The sequence below is a fragment of the Niabella pedocola genome (assembly GCF_021044425.1).
GTDB classification, from domain to species: Bacteria; Bacteroidota; Bacteroidia; order Chitinophagales; family Chitinophagaceae; genus Niabella; species Niabella pedocola.
Genome location: NZ_JAJNEC010000007.1, coordinates 334641 through 356503, shown reverse-complemented (window position 1 = coordinate 356503; position 21863 = coordinate 334641). Strand labels below are relative to the sequence as shown.

12 protein-coding genes are annotated in these 21863 nt (G+C 50.1%); all 12 read left to right on the top strand.

Annotated elements, in window-relative coordinates:
- Nucleotides 1-372: 372 nt before the first annotated feature.
- The 12 genes from LQ567_RS22460 (at nucleotide 373) to LQ567_RS22405 (ending at nucleotide 21711) form a co-directional block, all read left to right on the top strand.
- Nucleotides 373-1797 (top strand): MATE family efflux transporter, encoded by a 1425-nt coding sequence (locus tag LQ567_RS22460; RefSeq protein WP_231008093.1) that lies wholly within the window; start codon nucleotides 373-375, stop codon nucleotides 1795-1797.
- Nucleotides 1798-1938: 141 nt separating this feature from the next.
- A complete protein-coding gene (locus LQ567_RS22455) occupies nucleotides 1939-2967 on the top strand; it encodes a LacI family DNA-binding transcriptional regulator (RefSeq protein WP_231008092.1) in 1029 nt (342 codons plus the stop codon).
- Nucleotides 2968-3097: 130 nt separating this feature from the next.
- Nucleotides 3098-6292, top strand: a complete 3195-nt coding sequence (locus LQ567_RS22450) for a SusC/RagA family TonB-linked outer membrane protein (protein ID WP_231008091.1) — start codon at nucleotides 3098-3100, stop codon at nucleotides 6290-6292.
- 17 nt (nucleotides 6293-6309) lie between these two features.
- Nucleotides 6310-8166 carry a RagB/SusD family nutrient uptake outer membrane protein gene (locus tag LQ567_RS22445; protein ID WP_231008090.1) on the top strand — a complete coding sequence of 619 codons (1857 nt, stop codon included), beginning with the start codon at nucleotides 6310-6312 and terminating at the stop codon, nucleotides 8164-8166.
- Between the two features lie 15 nt (nucleotides 8167-8181).
- Nucleotides 8182-9420, top strand: coding sequence for a glycoside hydrolase family 172 protein (locus LQ567_RS22440; RefSeq protein WP_231008088.1), 1239 nt, complete (start codon nucleotides 8182-8184; stop codon nucleotides 9418-9420).
- A 60-nt stretch (nucleotides 9421-9480) separates the two neighbouring features.
- On the top strand, nucleotides 9481-12657 hold the full coding sequence (locus LQ567_RS22435) for a SusC/RagA family TonB-linked outer membrane protein (protein WP_231008087.1): 3177 nt from the start codon (nucleotides 9481-9483) through the stop codon (nucleotides 12655-12657).
- 19 nt (nucleotides 12658-12676) lie between these two features.
- On the top strand, nucleotides 12677-14419 hold the full coding sequence (locus LQ567_RS22430; RefSeq protein WP_231008086.1) for a RagB/SusD family nutrient uptake outer membrane protein: 1743 nt from the start codon (nucleotides 12677-12679) through the stop codon (nucleotides 14417-14419).
- Nucleotides 14420-14449: 30 nt separating this feature from the next.
- On the top strand, nucleotides 14450-16288 hold the full coding sequence (locus tag LQ567_RS22425) for a sodium:solute symporter family transporter (protein WP_231008085.1): 1839 nt from the start codon (nucleotides 14450-14452) through the stop codon (nucleotides 16286-16288).
- 39 nt (nucleotides 16289-16327) lie between these two features.
- Nucleotides 16328-17140 carry a glutamine amidotransferase gene (locus LQ567_RS22420; RefSeq protein ID WP_231008084.1) on the top strand — a complete coding sequence of 271 codons (813 nt, stop codon included), beginning with the start codon at nucleotides 16328-16330 and terminating at the stop codon, nucleotides 17138-17140.
- Nucleotides 17137-18372: a hypothetical protein gene (locus LQ567_RS22415; RefSeq protein ID WP_231008083.1), complete on the top strand. Its 1236-nt coding sequence runs from the start codon at nucleotides 17137-17139 to the stop codon at nucleotides 18370-18372. Before LQ567_RS22420 ends, LQ567_RS22415 begins: the two co-directional genes overlap by 4 nt.
- Before the next feature lie 4 nt (nucleotides 18373-18376).
- Nucleotides 18377-20530 carry a hypothetical protein gene (locus LQ567_RS22410; protein WP_231008082.1) on the top strand — a complete coding sequence of 718 codons (2154 nt, stop codon included), beginning with the start codon at nucleotides 18377-18379 and terminating at the stop codon, nucleotides 20528-20530.
- Entirely contained in the window at nucleotides 20530-21711 is a 1182-nt protein-coding gene (locus LQ567_RS22405; RefSeq protein WP_231008081.1) for a glycoside hydrolase family 172 protein, read from the top strand. Before LQ567_RS22410 ends, LQ567_RS22405 begins: the two co-directional genes overlap by 1 nt.
- The last annotated feature ends 152 nt before the right edge of the window (nucleotides 21712-21863 follow it).

Genomic DNA, 21863 nt, shown 5'->3' with positions numbered 1-21863 from the left:
AAATGACAAAAACAAGCTTCGGGAAACGGCGGGGTAAATGCTAAGCACTAAATACTAAAATCTAAATTCTGGAAAAAACAAACATCAATGATAATGTCAAATAAAAAAAAACATTTCGAATACCACACTGTAAACTAACCGTGAATACCGAATGCTGAAAACTGACGGCTGACCACTGAATTCTGAACTCCGGATTCCCAAAAAATCCTATCTTCGCGTTTCAAAATCTACTTTGATGAAAATCATTGCCGCTTCGATCGTTGTACTGCTCCACTAAGTATCATTAAACGATCTCCGTTGTAACTATTTGCCAGGTGGCGTTCCGCTGTTGCGGAATCGCGTTTTATTTTCATTTAAATTAATAAGAAATTTATGTCTTTTGATCATAAAGGTACCTCGAAGGTATCGGCTGCGCTTTTGTTTTTGAAACAGGCGTTTAACGGAACAGAAACGGATTATACAACCATCAGCATCCGCAGGGCGGTATTGATGCTGGCCATTCCCATGATGCTGGAGATGAGTATGGAGTCTGTTTTTGCATTGGTTGACCTGTATTTTGTAGGGCACTTAAAGGAAAGCAGTTTTGCCATACAAACGGTAGGCCTTACGGAATCGGTATTAACCGTTATGTATTCCATCGCTATCGGCATGAGTATGGCGGCTACTGCTGTGGTGGCACGCCGCATTGGTGAAAAGAACCCCGAGGGTGCGGCGCATGCCGGGGCACAGGCGCTGCTGATTGCAACAGCCGTAACGGTATTGCTGAGCGTAGCCGGTATGTTCTATGCCAAAGAGATCCTGTTGCTGATGGGTGCATCGGAACCTGCTGCCGAGCACGGGAAACAGTTTACGGCTATTATGATGGGCAGCAGTATCTCCATCATGCTATTGTTCCTGATCAATGGTATTTTCAGAGGCGCCGGTAATGCGGCCATTGCTATGAAGAGCCTGTGGATCGCCAATATCTGTAATATCATCCTATGCCCGGTATTCATTAACGGGTGGGGTGGTATACCCGCTTTTGGTTTAACCGGCGCTGCCATGGCCACGGCCACAGGCAGAACGATCGGGGTGTTGTACCAGCTGTATCACCTGTTTCGCGGCAAGGGAACATTCAGGATGCGTGCTGCTCACTTTAAACTGGATCTGCCGGTAATCCGTTCCATGGTGAAAATTGCCGTGCCCGGTATCTTCCAGTTCGTCATCGCATCCTGCAGCTGGATCGTGCTGGCACGCCTGGTAGCAGTAACCGGAGGTGATGAGGGCTCTGCCGGCTATCAAACGGCACTGCGGCTGATGATGTTTTTTATGTTGCCGGCCTGGGGCATGAGCAATGCCGCGTCTACGCTGGTAGGGCAGAACCTGGGTGCCAACGCCCCCGATCGGGCAGAAGCCTCGGTGATGACTACCGTAAAATACAATGTATTGTTTATGCTGCTGGTAAGTGCCGTGTTCTTTTTGCTGGCCAACTGGCTGGTTTCCTTTTTTACCACAGAGCAGCATGTGCAATCCATCGCTCAAACAGCCATGTACACGATGGCCTGTGGCTTTGTGTTTTACGGGGTAGGGATGGTGATGATCAATGCCTTTAACGGATCGGGCGATACCTGGACGCCTACCTGGGTAAATCTTTTTGGCTTCTGGTTGTTCCAGATACCGCTGGCGTATTTACTGGCGGTGTATGTTGGATTAAATGAACGGGGGGTATTTATTGCCATACCCGTGGCAGAAGCCGCTATTACCGTGGTGTCATTCATCCTGTTTAAACGCGGCCGCTGGAAGCTGAAGAAAGTATAATAAGTGGGCACGATAGGGATCAAAGAGGCGGCTATTAAAAAGCGAAACGCCACCTCTTTGATCTTCTTTTTAAAAAAGAATAAAAAAAATTTGTCAGTTTGTAAGAAAGTTTTACCTTAGTTTTTGAATACGTATTCAACAATGAAATCGGCAGGTAAATCAAATCCGGAAAAACGAAATGCCACCTCGGAAGATGTGGCGCAACTGGCGGGAGTGTCACAGGCCACTGTGTCCCGTGTGTTTGCCGGAGGTGCCAATGTATCGGAGAAAAAGCGGAAGAAGATCCTGGATGCGGCCGCGGAGCTTGAATACAAACCCAATGCCCAGGCAAGAAGCCTTATCACCCGCAAAACGATGATGGTGGGCATCATTATGCGCAATATAAAGGACCCGTTTTATTCTGCGGTACTGGAAATTTTTCATACGCGTTTATCGCCGCTTGGCTATCAGCTTATATTCAACAATTCGGAGAATGAGATCATCGAAGAATGGGAGATCGCCAAGCTGCTCGAATTTAATGTGGAAGGTATTATTGTAACCGATGCCCTGCTTTCAGAAGGCGCTACGCGTAAACTGAAACGAAGCGGCATCGTTTCCATCCTGTTTAACCGACATGCCGAGGGATTGAATTGCAGTGCTGTTTATTGTGATAATTACCTGGCGGCACAGCAGATTGCCACCTACCTGGTGGAGATGGGACACCGCTCATTTGCCTTTATATCCGGCCCGCGGAATACTTCTACAACGGTAGACCGTTTGAAGGGGTTTCAGGAAGTGCTGCGGGAGCGGAACATCAAAGAACTTACGATCATCCCCGGAACCTATACCTATGAAAGCGGGTTTAAATCGGCACAGGAGCTGTTAACCCGTAACAAAAAGATTGATTGCATTTTTTGCGGGAGTGATATCATTGCGCTTGGTGTAATGGATGCGGCCCGGCTGGTGGGCTTCCGCATTCCGGAAGATTTGTCGGTAGTAGGGTTTGATAATATCCGGATGCTGGGATGGACACCCTATCCTTTAACGACCTGGGAACAGCCGCTGGAAGATATGGTAACCAGTACCGTTGAATTGCTGTTAAAAGAAATAGACGATAAAAATGCCGCGCCCCGGATTATTGCCATGAAGGGGCGGCTGGTAATACGGAATACAGTAAGAAAGAAAAAATAGTTTTTTTTCATCTATTTTGAATACGTATTCAAAATAGATGACGCAGCCATTGACCCGTGCGGGACGATGCAGGGGCTTTTTGTTGCCAGGAAAAGGCTGCCAATCAACCATAAAAAAAATTGCCTCAAATATGAAAAGAATAACAATTTCGCTGCTTTGCTGCATCCCGGCCGCAAAAAAGATTCCGGCCCCGGATGCACCCGCACGGCGGATTACCAAACGCTGTTTAACCATTTTTTTGTTCAGTCTGATGCTGAACAGTGCGCATGCTGCTGCCGCCGGCCGCCCCGGCAGATCGCCATCCTTTCTCTTCATACAGGACACGGTGCCATCTTATGTACTGAACGGCCTGGTACAGGACGAAAATAAGAACCCCGTGCCCAATGCTTCGGTGCAGATCAAGGGAACACCCCGCAGTGCGGTTACGAACCTGGATGGAAAATTTATTATTGAAGCGCGGAGCGGCGACTCCCTGGTGGTAACCTCTGTGGGCTACCTGGAACAGGCGCTGCTGCTGGATAAACGCCCAACGCTTGTGATCCAGCTGGCGCAGGACCTGGAAGGACAGAAAATGAATGAAGTCCAGGTGGTGGGCTACGGGTCGCAAAAGAAAACCACCATGGTGGGCGCGGTTTCAACGGTGAGCGTTGCCGAGATCCAGAAGTATTCTACCCCGCAGCTTACCAATGCCATCGGCGGTAAACTGGCCGGTGTGTTAACCCGGCAAACTTCAGGAGAACCAGGCTATGATGCGGCGAAGATCTATATACGCGGACTGGTTTCACAAAGTGGTGTGAACAAGCCATTGATCATCGTAGACGGGGTGGAGCGGGAGCTGAACGATTACTGGACCAATATGAACATCCAGGATATTGAGAGTTTCTCCGTGCTGAAAGACGCTTCCGCAACCGCGGTATATGGTAACAGGGGCGCCAACGGTGTGATCCTGATCGTAACCAAGAAGGGCGTGATCGGACGGCCGCGGGTGATCTTCCGTACGGAAACGGCGGTAGCAACCCCGCAGCGGATCGAGGACAATATCAATGCCTACGAGTATGCATCCCTGGTAAATGAATCCAGGGCCAACGTGGGGGAAGCGCCGAAGTATTCCGCTACCGAATTGCAAAAATTTAAAGATCATTCAGACCCGTATCTCTACCCGGATGTGGACTGGTACCGGACCATCTTCCGGAAAAATACCATGCAGAGTATTAACAACCTGGGCATTACCGGCGGAACCGAAATCGTGCGGTATTATGTAAACCTGGGCTACACCCTGCAGCAGGGGATGTATGTAGAGGATCCCAAAGTAGAATATAAGACCAACGCGATGATGCGCCAGTATAACTTCCGTTCGCGGGTGGATGTAAAGCTGAACAAACGGCTGACCGTAGACCTGGGACTGGCAGGGATCTCAAAGGCTGCCAATTTCCCCGGCAGGGCACGATCTACCATTTTTGATGTCCTCAAGCTCACGAACCCATTGATGTACCCGGTGAATAACCCGGACGGATCCAATCCCGGTGCTTCCGGCGACTCGCGGATCAATCCCTATACACTGGTTACACAAACCGGTTACACCACGCAGTTTTATAATACCATTACCAGTAACCTGAATGTGCGCTGGGATATGGGTGGCCTGGTGCGGGGCCTGTCATTAAACGGCCTGGCTGCATTTGATGTGGTGGACATTACCCAGAATGTACGCTCAAAAGACCCGGCTACCTTTTATTATAAAAAAGATCCCATCACGGGCAAGGAAAGCTATACGCCCATTGTTACAGAAACGGCGCTGGGATTGTATAACCTCAATGAAAATTACCGTACCGTGTATGAAGAATTGCGGCTGGATTATGTACGCAGTTTCGGAAAACATAATATCACCGCTTTGCTCGGAGCAAACAGACGGCAATATAACAATGTTAATGCCGGCAACTCCATTGATAATATCCCGGAACGCCGGCAGGGCCTGATTGGGCGGATTACCTATAACTATGATACCCGCTACCTGCTGGAAGTAAATGCGGGATATACGGGCTCTGAGCAGTTCCCGAAAGGAAAACGGTATGGTCTTTTCCCGTCTATAGGACCGGGCTGGATCGTGTCCAATGAAAAGTTCTGGAATTCCGGGTTCATCAATCTTTTAAAATTCAGAGGTTCTTACGGATTGGTGGGTAACGACCGCATCGGTGGCGGCCGGTTCCTGTTCCAGACCCGGTTTGATAAAAATGCACCCGGCTATGTGTTTGGCCAGGATCAGAACATTAACCCCGGCGGTAAGCGGGAAAACTTTATCGGCAACCCGGATGTGACCTGGGAGCATGCTTATAAATCCAATATCGGCATGGACCTGGAGCTTTTGCAGGGCATGATTACGCTTACAACGGATGTATTCCGCGAACGGCGGGAAGATCAGTTGCTCAGCCGGCGGATCATCCCGATCTATGCAGGATATCCCGATTTTATTATTCCTTTCGGGAACGTGGGCATTACAGAAAACAAAGGGATCGACGGAAGTTTCCAGTTCCGGAATACAACCAAGGGCGGCTTTTATTATTCCGTGAACGGCAACCTCACATTTGCAAAAAACAGGATCATTGAAAATGACTACCCCAAACTGCAATACCCCTGGCAGGATCTGCGCGGTTACCCCATCGGTTCAAACCTGGGATATATCGCCGAAGGCTTTTTTAAAGATGATGCCGATATCGCAAACAGTCCGAGCCAAACCTATTTCCAGTCGGTGATCCGCCCGGGCGATGTAAAATACAAAGACATCAACGGCGATAATAAGATCGACAATGCAGACATGACCGTGATCGGCAAATACGGGTCTGAGCCGCAGATGATGTATGGCCTTGGGATCGTATTATCCTACAAAGGATTTGATGCCTCTATTTTCTTTACGGGGGCGGCCCGGCGCGACTTCTTTTTTACACAGCAATGGACGGCCATGCCTTTTGCTTCCGGCGAGAGTATGTATAATGTGATGCAGATGGTCTACGACCAGCGTTGGATACCCGGTGCGGATAACAGCGAAGCAAAATTTCCGGCCGTACGGTCATTAAGTAAAAACAACTATGTAGGTTCTACGGTATACCTGCGCAGCGGCGATTACCTGCGGATCAAGAACGCAGAGATCGGCTATAATTTTCCCGATGCATTGATGAAACGCTGGAAACTGAATGGCGCCCGGCTTTTTGTACAGGGCACCAACCTGGCTACCTGGGATCATATCAAGGCCATTGATCCCGAATCGGATTTTGGAACGGGAAGTTATCCCATCAGCCGCAATTTCAATTTTGGCCTGGAAGTCAGGTTTTAACGAAAAAAAAAATCATTATGAAAAAGTGCATACAATTAATAACCGTCTTGCTGGTGTTTGCCTTCCTGTGTGGCTGTAAAAAAGGATACCTGGATAAAACTCCGGACGGCGACCTTACACTGGATCAGATCTTTACCAATTCGGGGTTCACCGAACAGTTCCTTACCAATATTTACTCGCAACTGCCGCAGGAACTGCGTATGGTAGACAACCCGGGATCGGGATTGCCCAATAATCCCTTCAATGGCGCTTCAGATGATATGGAGATGAGTTACGAAGGCAATTTTGCCACCAATATGAATCTGGGAAACTGGAACCCTGTAACCTATACATTGGATTTTTGGTCGAATTGTTATTATGCCATCCGGAAGGCCAACCTGTTCCTGGAAAATATTGAAAAACTGGCGCCCTCCGACCTGGCACCGGCAACAAAGATCAACCGCTGGAAAGGGGAGGCTGTTTTTCTGCGGGCCTTTTATCATTTCCTGCTGATCCGCGTGTATGGTCCTGTACCGATTATCGATCGCACCTATAACCTGAATGAGGATTTTACTACGGTAAAAAGACAACCCATCGATCAGTGCGTGAATTTTATTGTATCGGAATGTGATAAAGCGGCCGGATTACTGGAACCCAAGGTAAGCTCTACAAGTGATTACGGACGTCCTTCCAAAGCTGCAGCACTGGCGCTTAAAGCCCGTACGCTGTTGTATATGGCCAGCCCGTTGTGGAATGGCAACCCGGATTATGCCAGCTTTAAAGATAAGGAAGGCGCCCGCCTGTTTCCCGATTTTGACGGTGGTCGCTGGCAGGTAGCGGCTAATGCAGCAAAACAATGTATTGATGACGCAACCGCTGCGGGCTATAGCCTGTACCGCGCTGCGGATAATAACCCGGTAAAAAATTATCAGGAGCTGTTCTATATGAACTTCAACAATGAGGTGTTTTTTACCTGTAATGATCCGGACTATCAGAATATTGATGCCTACAGTGAACCACGGGGCATGACGGGTGCCAACTGGCCGCTGCAATCGCCCACACAGGACCTGGTAGATGATTATGAAATGGCCAACGGCATCCGGCCCATCACCGGCTATAATGCAGACATGACGCCCATTATTGATCCGCTGTCGGGGTATACCGAAAATGCACAGGCTGCCACAGAAACGGATTATTATTATGCCGGCACCCGCACGATGTATGTGAACCGTGAGCCCCGCTTTTATGCCACCATTAGTTTTACCGGTGCAAAATATAAAACAGGAACGCCGCAGCTGCGCAAAACACCCCTGCAATTCTGGAAGCTGGGGCTGGATGGGCGCACAAACGTAAGCACCGATTTTTACAGCAAAACAGGATACCTGCTTAAAAAACTGACCCACCCGGCATTTGTGATGTCGCCAAAGTCGGATCCCAAGCGCACCTGGATCTTCTTCCGGCTGGGCGAGCAATACCTCAACTATGCAGAGGCATTAAATGAAGCACAGGGGCCCATTGCCGATGTATACAAATATGTGAACCTGATACGGGAGCGTGCCGGGTTGCCGGGGCTTACAGCCGGTCTTTCAAAAGACGCCATGCGGGAAGCCATCCGGCACGAGCGGCGTATAGAGCTGGCATTTGAAACCCACCGCTATTTTGATTGCCATCGCTGGAAGATTGCGGAGGTTACGGATAACCGGAATATATACGGCTTAAATGTAAACGGGTTAACAAGCGAAAGTCCCATCGTGCCTTATACGATTGCCAGTGATGCTTTTTATAAACGTACGGTGATTGAAAAACGGATTTTTGATAAAAAGCATTATCTGTGGCCGATACAGCAGCGGGATATTGATAAAAACCCCAACCTGGTACAGAATCCTCTTTGGTAATGAATAAGCATATTTATGAGCATGTATTGTAACAATTTCAGCAATCTTGGTAAGGCATTGTTTAAGGTTGCTTTATTATGGTGGTTATTGGGGCATAGCGGATCCGTGCAGGCGCAGCCGTTATATGAGCTACAGGCTGCGGGCACCGAATCGCGGTGGATCAGCTTTGAAAATATCCGCGGCGAAAAAGGCGGAGCCGCAAAAGAAAACAAGGGTGCGAAAGGGCATTCCTCCGAGTGGATTAAGCCGGGAGCAAGCAAAGTGCTGATGGATTATTCCGGCGCAGGTATTATTCACCGGATCTGGATGACGGTCATCGACCGGAGCCCGGCGGCGCTGCGTTCCATCCGCATCGAGATGTATTGGGATAACGCTTCAACCCCCGCCGTGTCTGCACCCTTGGGCGATTTCTTCGGGATCAGCCTTGGTTTGAAAACCGCCTTTCAGAGTGCTGCTTTTTCAGACCCGGAAGGACGGTCGTTTAATTGTTATATCCCGATGCCGTTTAAAAAACATGCGAAGATCGTATTCATCAACGAGTCGAAGGTGAACCAGTTGCTTTTTTACGATGTCAATTTTTCCGCGCTGAAACAGCCGGTTTTGCAAGCCGGGTATTTTCATGCCTACTGGAGCACCAACAAAGGCGCAACGCTCGGGGACGATTTTGCCATTCTTCCGCAGATACAGGGAAAGGGCCGCTTCCTGGGTACCAATATCGGCATTATAACAGACAAAGTATATGGCAGTACCTGGTTTGGTGAAGGAGAGGTGAAAATATACCTGGATGGCGATCAGCAATATCCCACGCTGGCGGGAACGGGAACGGAGGATTATATCGGCTCTGCCTGGAACCTGGGTCCTTTCGCCAATCTATACCAGGGTGCTCCCATCGTGGATAAGGTAAAGGGCCGTTTTTCATTTTACCGGTATCATATTCCCGACCCGGTTTTTTTTAACAGTAGCTGTAAGGTCACCATCCAGCAAATGGGCGGTGGCGGAAGAGATTCCATCCGGGCCATCATTAAAGCTGGCGGCCGTGCCCGGCCGGTAACGGTAATGACTTCGGAACGCCTCATCAAAATTTTTGAGGAACAGCAGTATCCGGATCTATTTGACGAGCGGTTTCCGAAGGACGAGTGGACAAATTTTTACCGGGTAGATCATTATTCCGCCACGGCATATTTCTACCTGGACCGCCCTGAAAGTAAACTGCCGCCGCTGCCGCCCGTGGCCGAACGGATACAGGGATTGTAAAAATTGCTGTTTGGCTACCCGGTATCAGAACCCTTAATGATTGAATAAAAATAAATGCGCATGCAATGTACTATTAAACGAATCACTTCCCGGTACCGGATGCTGTTACTGTGTGCGGGGCTGGTTGCATTTTTTAATGTTGCAGGTCAGGACGGTGGTGTTTCCTTAACGGGAATGGTTACAAATGAAAAGGACGAGCCATTGTCCGGAGCAACCGTTGCTTCGAAGAGTGGCAGGCGTACGGTTGCCACCGGTGCAGACGGCCGGTTTTCCATTGATGTAACGGGTATTACCGATTCGCTGGTGGTTTCTTACCTGGGGTACCAAAGCCGGGTGCTGCCGGCAACGGATGATAAGGTTCGCAATATCCGCCTGGCACCCGATACGGAAGGCCAGCAATTGAATGATGTGGTAGTGGTGGGATTTGGCACACAAAAGAAAATCAACCTCACCGGTGCCGTGTCGCAGATCAGCGGGAAGGAACTTCAGAATCGTCCCATTGCCAACCTGGGCCAAGCCCTGCAGGGAAAAGTGGCCAACCTCAATGTAACCACCACGGGTGATCCGGGCGGACCCGGCACCAATGCCTCGTTCAATATCCGTGGCAATACTTCGTTATCCGGCGGCGGACCGTTGTTTGTTGTGGATGGTATTCCGGTGGCGGATATCAACGATATCAATGCGCAGGATATAGAATCCGTTTCCGTATTGAAAGATGCGGCCTCCTCTGCGATCTACGGGGCACGGGCTCCTTACGGAGTGATACTCGTTACCACCAAACGGGGTAAAAAAGGAGAGAAGGTTAATGTGGGCATTAATTCCATGGTGGCACAGAGTAGCTACACCCGCCTGCCCAGGCTGGCCAATTCCCTGCAGTTTGCTTATGCATTAAATGATGCTTCGGTAAACAGCGGGCAGGGGATCCTCTTCTCCGATGAGATCATTAAAAAGATACAGGATAATATCAACCGGCCGGGCACCTGGCCCGTAAGTACGCCGGACCCGGCCAACCCCAACCGGTATACGTATGCATCTCCGCTGAATACAGACAATGTGGACTGGTACCGGGAGTACTTCAAACCCTGGTCCCTAAGCCATAAGCACGACCTGAACATCAGCGGCGGATCGGATCATACAACCTATTATATTGGGGTAGGGTATTATGATCAGGGCGGACAATTGCGCTATGCCGATGAAAAATTTAAACGGTATAATGTAACGGGCAATATCCGTACCGAGCCTACGAAATGGCTGCGGCTGGGATTGATCACACGGTTCTCCCGGCGGTATACCGATCTGCCGCATCCTTATGCCAATCAGCTGGGCAACTGGATCCATATGGCATCCACACGATGGCCCAACTGGGCATTGCGGAACCCTGACGGGCAATTCAGTACGGCGTCAAATGTGGAGTTCCTTACCAGTGGCGGCCGCGATACCCGCTACCTCAATGACCTTTCGTTAACGGGTTCCATTGAAGCCGAACCGGTAAAGAACTGGAAGATCAACCTGGATTATTCGTATAACAACCAGGCTACCCAATATCAGGAGCATAGCGCTTATGTGTATTCCTGGAATGTGGATGGCACCCGGTACAATATCGGGCCTTCCGTAAATTCAGTAGCAGAAGGAGGTGTGGCGGATAATTACAATACGCTCAACCTGTATTCTTCCTGGTTTAAAAATTTCGGAGCACATCATTTTAAGATCCTTGCCGGTACCCAAATCGAAACGTTCAGAGGGTTTGACGTCAGCGGCAGCCGTTCGGATCTGATCACGGATAAGATCCCTTCCATCAGAACTGCAACCGGTATACAGAATGCATTTGACCTGCTGGGTCAGTATGCAACAATGGGTACCTTCGGAAGACTCAATTATGATTACCGCGAAACCTACATGATTGAACTGAACGGCCGTTACGATGGATCTTCAAGATTCAGTGAAGGGCACCGCTTTGGATTTTTTCCTTCTGTTTCTGCAGGATATAATCTTGCCCGTGAAAAATACTGGGGCCATCTTAAGGACGTGATCAATGAATTCAAGATCCGCGCCGGCTATGGTTCGCTGGGTAACCAGAATGTACCCAATTATCAATACCTCGCACTCATTCCTATTGGTACCAACCTGGGATATATTTTAAACGGCGAGCGACCGGGTTTTATCAACCCTCCCGGATTGATCAGTCCGGATCTTACCTGGGAAACTTCGCGCACACTTGATGTAGGACTGGATGCGGCGTTTCTTAAGAACCGCCTTACCCTGAATTTTAGCATGTACACCCGTACCACCTTAAATATGCTGGGGCCTGCATCGGTATTGCCCGCTACATTGGGCGCGGCTGTTCCCTATCAGAATAATGCGGATATGCGCACACGCGGATTTGACCTCACGCTGGGATGGAAGGACCGGATCGGTGAGGAATTGGCCTATAATATCGACGTGCTGCTGTCGGATTATCGATCCCGTATCGTTAACTATTATAATCCCAGTAAACTGCTGTCTGGTTACTATCCCGGCGCGGTAGTGGGTGATCTATGGGGCTATGAAACCGCCGGCATCCTTCAAACCGAACAGGACCTGGCCAACATGCCCAACCAATCGTACCTGTTTGGCCAGTGGAATAAAGGTGATGTGCTGTATACAGATCTGAACGGGGATCATAAGATTGATATCGGCGATAATACGCTGGATAAACATGGTGACCTGAAGGTGATTGGTAACAATACACCGCGTTATAGTTATAGTGTAAACCTTGGTGCTAACTGGAAGCAGTTTGATCTGTCGCTGTTCCTGCAGGGCGTAGGCAAACGCGATCTTTGGCTGGGCGGTGCGCCTGGTAATAATTCCGGAAGTCTTTTCTGGGGCTTTGTTCCCAACTTCGGTAATAATATTTATGCAACTACATTGGATTACTGGACGCCGGAGCGAACCGGTGCTTACTGGCCCAGGCCCTATACGTCTTCTGAAGCCGCCAAGAACCACCAGGTGCAAACCCGTTACCTGCAAAGCGGTGCGTATATGCGCTTGAAAAATGTACAATTGGGATATGATTTTTCACAGCTCCTCCGGCTTAAGGGAATGGGACGGGTGCGGTTGTACTTCAGCGGGGAGAATATCCTTACGTTTTCGCGCATCAACAAAAATTATGATCCGGAAGTAGTGAACGGTGGATGGGGAACCGGGAAGATCTACCCCTTACTAAAGACCTATTCGCTGGGGGCAAATATCAATTTTTAAATTCTAAAACACAGGAATCATGAATATGCACAGGCGTTTTTATTACGGGGTTATTGCCGGCATACTGCTGTGGAGTTCCTGCAGTAAGATACTGGACAAACCGCCGCTGGACCAGATACCGGATACCGAACTGAGTTTTACGGCCACTGAAATGAAATTGTATTCCAACCAGTTTTACCCGGCATTTCCGGGATGGTTTCCCAATGCCTATACCGGTGGCATCTTCTGGCTGGATAATGCTTCCGATAACCTGGTACATGGTAACTACAATTACAGTGCGCAGTTATCCGGTACCGGTACCGTGCCGCCTTCAGGTGGCGGCTGGGATTGGGGGAATATCCGGGCGGTCAATTATTTCCTGGCCAATTATTATAAATCGGCCGATGATCCGGCGCAAACCAATACCTATGTAGGCGAAATGTATTTCTGGCGCGCCTGGTTCTATTTTAGTATGCTGAAGCAGTTCGGAGATCTTCCCTGGTACAACCAGCCGTTGACCACGGCCGATATGGAGGCCCTGCAGGCACCCCGGCTGAAGCGAAATATCATCGCCGACTCTATTCTGAAGGATCTCGATAAAGCAGTACAATTGCTGGCAGCTCCCGGGAAGGCAGAACCATTGCGGATCAACCGTGGCGCGGCACTGGCCTTTCAATCACGGGTAGCCCTGTATGAAGGAGCCTGGGAGAAATACCACGATGGTACCAGCTTTGGCGTAAGCGGAGCCAACTATAACAACTATTTCAGAAAGGCTGCGGACGCCGCATTAACACTGATGAACGCAGGGTATTACAGCATTACTGCTATTAATGAAGATCCGCAGTTCGGGTACTGGCGTCTCTTTAACCAGAAGGATCTTTCTAACAACACAGAGATGATCCTGTGGAAGAAATTTGATAAAGCACTTGGCCTTACTCATTTCGGACAGAACATGATGGCTTATGGCGGGGGAAATACGGGATTATCAAAACCACTGGTAGATGCATATTTATGTACGGATGGTAAACCCATATCCATCAGTACCCGCTATCAGGGCGATCAAACCATCGAGCAGCAGGTGCGCCAGCGGGATCCGAGGCTGGCCCAAACCCTATTACTGCCGGGCTATCCCCGCATCATTGCCAACGGAGATACAACGGGTCGGTTCCTGCTTCCGGATATCAACCTGCTGGGCGACGGTCGCTGCACCACCGGTTTTGAGATCTTTAAAGGGATTGCACCCGATGATGCGGATGGAACCGGAAGCGTTACCGCCAGTATTATCTTCCGGTATGCGGAAGTGTTGCTGAATTACGCAGAGGCCAAAACAGAACTGGGTGAAGGCAGCCAGGAGGTACTGGATAAAACCATTAATGTATTAAGAGACCGCGTACAGCTTCCGCATTTAACCGTAGGAGTGGGCTTTACAGATCCCCAATGGGAATTTACCAATATTACGCCTCTGCTGAATGAAGTAAGGCGCGAACGGAGAGTAGAGCTGGCGCTGGAAGGATACCGCTTTGATGACCTGATGCGCTGGAGAGCGGCACACCTCATCAAACGCCCGTTATACGGCGCCAGATACCAGCAGTTTGCAGGCAAGCCGTTTGATCCGCCTTTAAACAATATCCCGGTTTCTGATAACGGGTACATATTCCCGTTGAAAAATACCCCCGCTGCTAATGGCTGGCAGTTCAATCCCAACCGCGATTACCTGCAGCCATTACCTTCCAATGAGCTGGTACTGAATAAAAGCCTGAAGCAAAACCCCGGTTGGCAATAGTGTATCTTTCCTGTAATAAAGTATATTAAAATGAGGATTTGGAATCATCTGGATATTTGGATTGTGATCGGGTACCTGCTGCTGATGCTGGGGATTGGTCTCTGGCACCGGCGCTTTGCCAACAAGAGCATGGATAATTTTTTCCTGGGCGGCAGGAAGATCCCTGGTTGGCTCAATGGTGTTTCGTATACAGCGGCGCTGGTGAGTCCCGACGCGGCCACCGGCTATGGCGGGTTGGCCGTGGCTACGGGCGGGTTTATCTGCTGGTGGTATTTGAGCCGTTTTGGGTTGGCATTGTTCCTGGGTGGTGTGCTCTTTGCTTTTTTCTGGAGACGGCTCAACCTGTTTACATCCCTCGAGTTTTATGATCTTCGGTTTCCCAAAAGGGCCGCCGGTATCATGCGGTTGTGGATCGCCCTGCGTACGTCGCTGATTGCAATGCCCGCCTGGACGGGTATCACCTTGCTGGCCGCTTATAAAATAATGGGACCGGCCTTTGATCTTACCAAGTTTGAAACGCTTTGCCTGGTAGTGCCCGTATCCCTGTTGTTTGTATTTTCATCGGGGTACAAAGGTGTGGTGATCTCCAATTTTATCCAGATGCTGATCTTCCTGGCGGGTACCCTGCTGTTGTTGTTCCTCACCTTGCAACATTTTGGCGGAGCCACCGCCATGGTGCAGGCGATCGAACACGCCTTTGGTCCGCACAGTGCAGAAATACTGGGAAGCATACCGCCTGAAAAACAGGAGGTATTTCCGCTGGCTGCGGCCTTTGGCTGGCTCATCGGGCAAAGCATTGGCTATGGCGGGGATGCCGCACCGATGGGTGGTGCTATGGAAGGACAGCGCATTCTTTCCACGCGCACGCCATCGGAGGCATTGACGATGTACGTAGTGGCGGCAATCTCCATGTTTGTATTATTATTGCTGGTAACCTTGCCCAGTATCAGTGCGGCTGTGTTGTGGCCGGAGCTGCGGCAAACAGGGGCCGACAGGGAGCTGGTATATGGCAGGCTGATGAAGATGTTGCTGCCACCCGGTGCCATGGGGCTGATGGTGGCGGCAATGCTGGCGGCTACCATGTCTACCGTGGGCGATAACCTCAACTTTGGCAGCCAGATACTGGTTAGTGACATTTACCGCCGATGGTTTGTTCCTGACCGCTCTGAAAAGCATTACCTGTTTATTGGCAAGATCTCTATGCTCGTTATACTTGCTGTTTCTATTGCGGTGGTGTACAACGTACTCATCATTACGGATGTGGCCATTTTTATGTTGTCTTTAAGTGCGGCTGAACTGCCGGCCAACTGGGCGCAATGGTGGTGGTGGCGGTTTAACGGCCCGGCAAGGATTGCTGCATCTTTTGGCGGAGCAGCCATATTTTGTTTGGTAGTACTGGGGCCCCGCTTACTCATGTACCTGGGGGTGGCTGGCGCTGAGCGGCTGGTGATTGCCTGGTACTGGCAAACCCTGCTGGTGATGGGACTTACCACGCTGCTCTGGATCGTTGTGGCATTGCTTACCAAGCCCGATCCGCAGCCACTGTTACAGGATTTTTATAAGCGCGCGCGACCACTGGGTTTTTGGAAGCCCTTCCGCAATAATGGGCAGCCCGGTGCTTACCGGCCGCTGCGTCCCATCCTGAAAGGGATCTTTATCGCCATCATTGGAACCGTATCTGTTTCATTATTCATACTCGGTCTTACCCATGCCTGGTTTGCGCGGTATGGTACCAGTCTTCTTACGCTGCTGGCAGCCATCGTGCTTTTTATAGGCTTTCGCAAAATGGCTTCCGACTACCTTAAGGAACTGGAAATAAGCACGGGTGATCGTAAAGCCGATGCGGTCCCTTATCACGAACAATCTTAAAACGATCCATATCGGATTCATAAAACATATATAAAAGTTATGAGAGCAAAACAAGTAGTACGAACAAAAGAAGAGCATGTGCTGTATCTGGGTGATTGGGTATTTCACGTAGGGCCCACATTTATTGAAACACCTTTTGGTACGGAAACCAAGGATGCCGATCTGCATTTTTATGGGGAGCGTTTGACGGAAGCGCTGGAACAGCAGGCAGATGTAACGCCTTTATCCAACTGGGAACTATACCGGCTGGAACCGGGCAAACTGGAGGAATACCTGCAACAATCCGAAGCGCTGATCATTAGTGATGTGGAGGCAAAATGCTTTCACCTGTATCCCAGCTTTTTCGACAGGGCACGCCGCGAGCATAAGATCGTTACATTCCCTGACCGTATTGAGTCCATTAAAGAATGGATCCATGGTGGTGGCGGCATGATGATGCTGGGCGGATGGTTGTCATTCAGTGGCGTGCAAAGCCGGTCTGGTTGGGGAAGGAGTACGTTGCAGGAGGCACTTCCGGTGAATTGCCTGCTGATCGAAGACCTGGTGGAATCATCAGCCGGGTTTACCGCGGAAGTGGTAAAGCCCGATCATCCGATTGTAAAAGGATTGGCATGGGACAAGTTTCCACCGATATTCGGTTATAATGAAGTTACGGTTAAAAACGAGGAGGAGGTGATCGTACGCGTAAAAGAAACCGGGCATCCGTTGGTAGTGGCCGGCGCATACGGCCAGGGCCGCGTGTTTACGTATATGTCGGATCCTGCACCGCATTGGGGCATCAATTTTGAGTTGTGGGAAAGCTATAATGACTTCTGGCTGCAGGCCTACAACTGGATAAAAGGAACACTATGAGTCAGTCTGAACTATATGCGGGCGCCGCAGTAACCGATATTACACCACCGCTGGAAGTAGGGTTACTTACTTCATCTGTAAAGGCGGAATATGCTTCCTTTGAATCGATACGTACACCATTGAAAGCGCGGGTGCTGGTCTTGCAATCCGGAAAAGAAAAACTGGCAGTAGTGTCGCTGGATCTGTTGTCACTTACCGATACTTCGGTTGGGGGATGGGAACATTTTAAGGCGGAAATGGCCGGTGCAGTCCCGGCCGCAAATATTGTGATCTGCTGTACCCATACCCACAGTGCTCCGGAGTCGGGCGGTCTTACAGGGCTTTATCAAACACCGGCATTTATTAACTGGCTAAAAAAGATGCAGCAGGATATCCGGGCTGCGATTCATACGGCGGTGGACCGGCTTCAGCCCTGCACACTGTCGGTAGCAACAGCCGTGCTGGAAGGATATTCGTTGCAACGGCGGATCCGTTTGCCCGAAGGCATGGTGATCTCCGATTCGCTGCAGCCTGTATCCGAGGAGCTGATGAACGGCGAACCGGTAGACCGGCGGGTTAAGGCGGTCCGGTTCACTGGTAACGACCGGCAAGGCATCGCAACAGTGGTACAGGCAGTTTGCCACCCGGTACACGAAATGTGTATCCCGCTGGTATCTGCCGATTTTCCGGGAGAACTATGCAGTGCACTGGAACAATCGGATCAGAACGGTACGGCATTGTTCCTGAACGGAGCCGCCGGTGATATCAACCCGCCTACGGTATCCATGGGGGCCGCTTATGCAGAAGCACATGGCGTGGCGATGGCGGAACTGATAGCAATGCAGGAGCCGTTGCAAATGGCGGATACCGCATTTTCTTTTCAACGCAGCGCCATTCCTTTTGCGGTCAGGGGCGGATCCGGTATCACCAATCCGCTGGATGCACTGGCACGGATCAGCCTGTTGCATTTTAATTCCCTGGCCATCCTGTTTTTACCCGGTGAAATTTTTGTAGAAACGGCCCTGGAGATTGAGCAGGCGTCCCCCTTTGAACATACCATCATTGCAGGGTTTTCCGAGAATAATATCGGGTACGTACCAACAAGCCATGCATTTGAAGAAGGAGGCTATGAAACAGGTCCCGGAAAATGGTCCTTCCTGGAAAAAGATGCCGCCGGACGCATAAAAGCGGCTGCGATCGACCTGCTGCAGCAACAATTTTATAAACTGAATACGCACCTGATAAAATCATAAGTATATGTTTTGGCGATATAAAATAATAAGCCTTCTTCTTGTATGGTGTATCACTGTTACAGCATCGGCCCAGTCTCTGAAAAAAAGCATTTCCTATTACGGAGGTGAAAAAAATGATCTGTACCTGTTGCTGAAGGCACAGGGCTATATGGTAAAGCGCTACAACAGTCCGGCGGCTGCAATTGAAGCGGCTCCTGCCGGGTCAGGGGTTTTTATCACGGCAGACCGGTACCCGGCGCCGGATGCAAAGAACCGCATCAGCGAAGCACTCTTAAAAACTGCAGCTTCCCGGAAACTGCGGCTATATGTGGAATATCCCTCTGCTTATCCCGGACTGGATATACCATCGCAACCTCTGGAAACGCATTTGGAGCGGGGTGTGGTTACCACCGGTTTGTTTGGTGCCCGGCTGCCACGCCTGGCATTGCTGGGGATTCATAACTGTTATGTATGGCCGGTTAGTGCGGCCGATCCCTTGCTGGTGCTGGCCAAAGTAGTAGGGGTGGATAAAGCAGAACTGGGTCTCGACAGCACGAAAACCTATCCGTTGTTATTCCGGAAGAACGGTGTACTCATCAGCACCACCGCCCTGAGTAATTTCAAAACCGGTCGCTATGGCCCGGCACAACCGGTTAAAACTGTTTTGTCGTATATTATAGAACAGCTTACCGGCAATGCTACGGTTGCCATTAACCACTGGCCGCAGGATGTACGGCCGATGTATGACCGGAATGCACCGCTGCCTGCCGGTGCCTTGCGGAACAGTGTGCAAAAAGGAGTGGAATGGTTTGCGAACGGCCGCTTCTATGTACATCCCAGCTGGAAGGCAGACTGGATGAAATATGGTGGTGTGGACGGGCTGAAGCCGGTAGGCCCGCCGGTACCGCAGGATAAGCCCAATGGCGACGGATCACTGGGAATCATTGAAGGGCACACGTCCACCATCTATTACGACGGCAGTCAGCAATACCGGTACTGGATGCGCGCCGATGTGCAGGGAGAAGCCAGTATGGCACTGGCGGCAGCCGGGCAGTTACTGAACAATGGGGACTATAAAGCAAGAGCAACAAATATTATTGATTTCCTTTTCAAAACCTCCAACCTGCGGGCCGGTCCCAAGAACGATCCGGCCAGTCCGGCTTACGGGCTTATCGGCTGGGCAACCACCAATGCCGGCACCTTTTACGGAGATGATAATGCCCGTGCCATACTGGGCGCACTGGGAGCGGCGGGATATCTGAAAACGGATCAGTGGGATAAGGAGCTGGCGGAAGCCATCATGGCGAATTTCAGAACCACCGGTAAACAGGGCTTCCGGGGCGAACGGCTGGAAGAAAATGACATCATCAAAAACGGATGGCCGTATTATTATAACCGCAATCTGGAACATCCTTCGCCGCATTTTGAGTCCTGGATGTGGGCCCTTTATTTGTGGTTGTATGATAAAACACACTATGCGCCGTTGCTGCAACGTACAAAGGAAGCCATTGCCATTACCATGAAAGACTACCCCGATAAATGGAAATGGGGCAGCAGCCTGCAAACCCAGCGCGCCCGGCTCATTTTGCCCCTGGCCTGGCTGGTGCGTGTGGAGGATACGCCGCTGCACCGGCGCTGGCTGGATGAGATGGTGCGGGAGATGCTGAAATACCAGGATGGAAGCGGCGCCATCCGGGAGGAACTGGGAAAAGGAAAGGGGATGTTCCGGGAACTGAAGTCAAACAATGATTACGGTTCGGATGAAGGTTCGCTGATTTCACAGAACGGGCAAAAAATATCCTGCATGCTGTACACGAATAATTTCGCGGTGTTCAGTTTGCACGAAGCGGCACTGGCAACGGGCAACAAAGGATACATGCAGTCGGTGAAAAAGCTATCAGATTTTTTGACTCGTATACAGGTGCAAAGCAGCAGGCATAAGGATCTGGATGGTGCCTGGTTTAGGGCTTTTGACTATGGTAAATGGGAATACTGGGCCTCCAATTCAGATGCGGGCTGGGGCGCCTGGTGCACGCTTACGGGCTGGATCCAGAGCTGGATTGTGACCACACAGGCCGAGATCCTGCAGCAGCAAAGCTTTTGGGATGTTACAAAAAACTCCGGCATGCGTACCACCGGTACGGCCGTTATTGATCAGATGATGAAAAAACCTGAATAATGAAAAGAATTGCAATTGTATTAATCATTGGAATAGGTATGGCCGGCACTGTTTGCGGCCAAACAACAGCCAATGACCTCGCTGCGCTTTCGATGATGCAGGACGGGGTGATTTCAAAGCGCGTAAGCAGTTATGATACGGCCGGGGCCGGTAATGATTTTATACGCATCGGTGATAAGGAAACAAGAACCATTTTTGATGTAAAGGGCGCCGGTATGATCAACCATATCTGGATTACGATGGCACCGGGGCCGGAGGCTTTGAGCCGTAATGATGTGATCCTGAAAATGTATTGGGACGGAAATTCATCGCCTTCCGTGATCGCGCCCATCGGGCCTTTCTTCGGACAGGGATGGAATGAATCCTATACCTATACAGCCCTGCCATTGTCTGCCAGCCCGGTAAACGGGAAGGGGATGGTTTGTTATTTTTCAATGCCCTTTGCAAAAGGGGCCCGTATCGAGATTGAGAACCAGGCCGGAAAAGAGATCAGTCATTTTTACTATTATGTGGATTATGTGGAAATGGACCGGCTGCCCGCAAAGGCAGGTCGGTTTCATGCCTGGTACAATAAGCAGTTGACCGAAACTTCCAAAACCGAAGGCGAAAATGAATGGGCCATTTTTGGAAAGCCGGGAAATAACACAACAGGCAAGGACAATTACCTGATTGCCGATATCAAGGGCAAGGGCCATTTTGTAGGGGTGAACTATTATGTGCATGCACCCACGCCGATGTGGTATGGTGAAGGCAATGACCGGATCGAGATCGACGGTGAAAAGGGAAGTATTCTTAAGGGAACGGGTACGGAAGATTATTTTAATACCGCCTGGTGTCCCAAGTCTGTTTTTTCACATCCCTATTACGGTTATGCACGGGTGAACAATGATATTGGCTGGCTGGGCAGAACACACCTGTACCGGTTCAATATCACCGATCCCTTCTATTTTAATACGGCATTCCGTTTTTCGATTGAACACGGACATAACAATGTGTTGACACTCGATCTGGCCAGCGTGGCCTACTGGTATCAGCCCGAGGCACATGCGGTTCCCGCCATTCCTTCAAAAGAGGCAAGACAGCCAATGCCGATGATTGATATTGGGGATATTCACCGCTGGCGCAATGAATGGCGTAAAAGCAGGAACAATGACCCGAAATTATGGGGCAACGAACGTTGATGTTTGCGTGCTGCAATTAAGGAACGATCATACTTTGTCATGCTGGGTATTTCATTTGCATAGCGAAATCTGTGAGGCGATGACAAAATATTCATTCGTCACCTTGAGCGAAGCCGAAAGGTCTCTTCATTATCGGGCAGTCCGGTATCACA

Excerpts from the sequence above, each read along its gene's own strand:
- LQ567_RS22460 (WP_231008093.1), top strand. The coding sequence starts at position 373 with ATGTCTTTTGATCATAAAGGTACCTCGAAGGTATCGGCTGCGCTTTTG.
- LQ567_RS22455 (WP_231008092.1), top strand. The coding sequence starts at position 1,939 with ATGAAATCGGCAGGTAAATCAAATCCGGAAAAACGAAATGCCACCTCG.
- LQ567_RS22450 (WP_231008091.1), top strand. The coding sequence starts at position 3,098 with ATGAAAAGAATAACAATTTCGCTGCTTTGCTGCATCCCGGCCGCAAAA.
- LQ567_RS22445 (WP_231008090.1), top strand. The coding sequence starts at position 6,310 with ATGAAAAAGTGCATACAATTAATAACCGTCTTGCTGGTGTTTGCCTTC.
- LQ567_RS22440 (WP_231008088.1), top strand. The coding sequence starts at position 8,182 with ATGAGCATGTATTGTAACAATTTCAGCAATCTTGGTAAGGCATTGTTT.
- LQ567_RS22435 (WP_231008087.1), top strand. The coding sequence starts at position 9,481 with ATGCAATGTACTATTAAACGAATCACTTCCCGGTACCGGATGCTGTTA.
- LQ567_RS22430 (WP_231008086.1), top strand. The coding sequence starts at position 12,677 with ATGAATATGCACAGGCGTTTTTATTACGGGGTTATTGCCGGCATACTG.
- LQ567_RS22425 (WP_231008085.1), top strand. The coding sequence starts at position 14,450 with ATGAGGATTTGGAATCATCTGGATATTTGGATTGTGATCGGGTACCTG.
- LQ567_RS22420 (WP_231008084.1), top strand. The coding sequence starts at position 16,328 with ATGAGAGCAAAACAAGTAGTACGAACAAAAGAAGAGCATGTGCTGTAT.
- LQ567_RS22415 (WP_231008083.1), top strand. The coding sequence starts at position 17,137 with ATGAGTCAGTCTGAACTATATGCGGGCGCCGCAGTAACCGATATTACA.
- LQ567_RS22410 (WP_231008082.1), top strand. The coding sequence starts at position 18,377 with ATGTTTTGGCGATATAAAATAATAAGCCTTCTTCTTGTATGGTGTATC.
- LQ567_RS22405 (WP_231008081.1), top strand. The coding sequence starts at position 20,530 with ATGAAAAGAATTGCAATTGTATTAATCATTGGAATAGGTATGGCCGGC.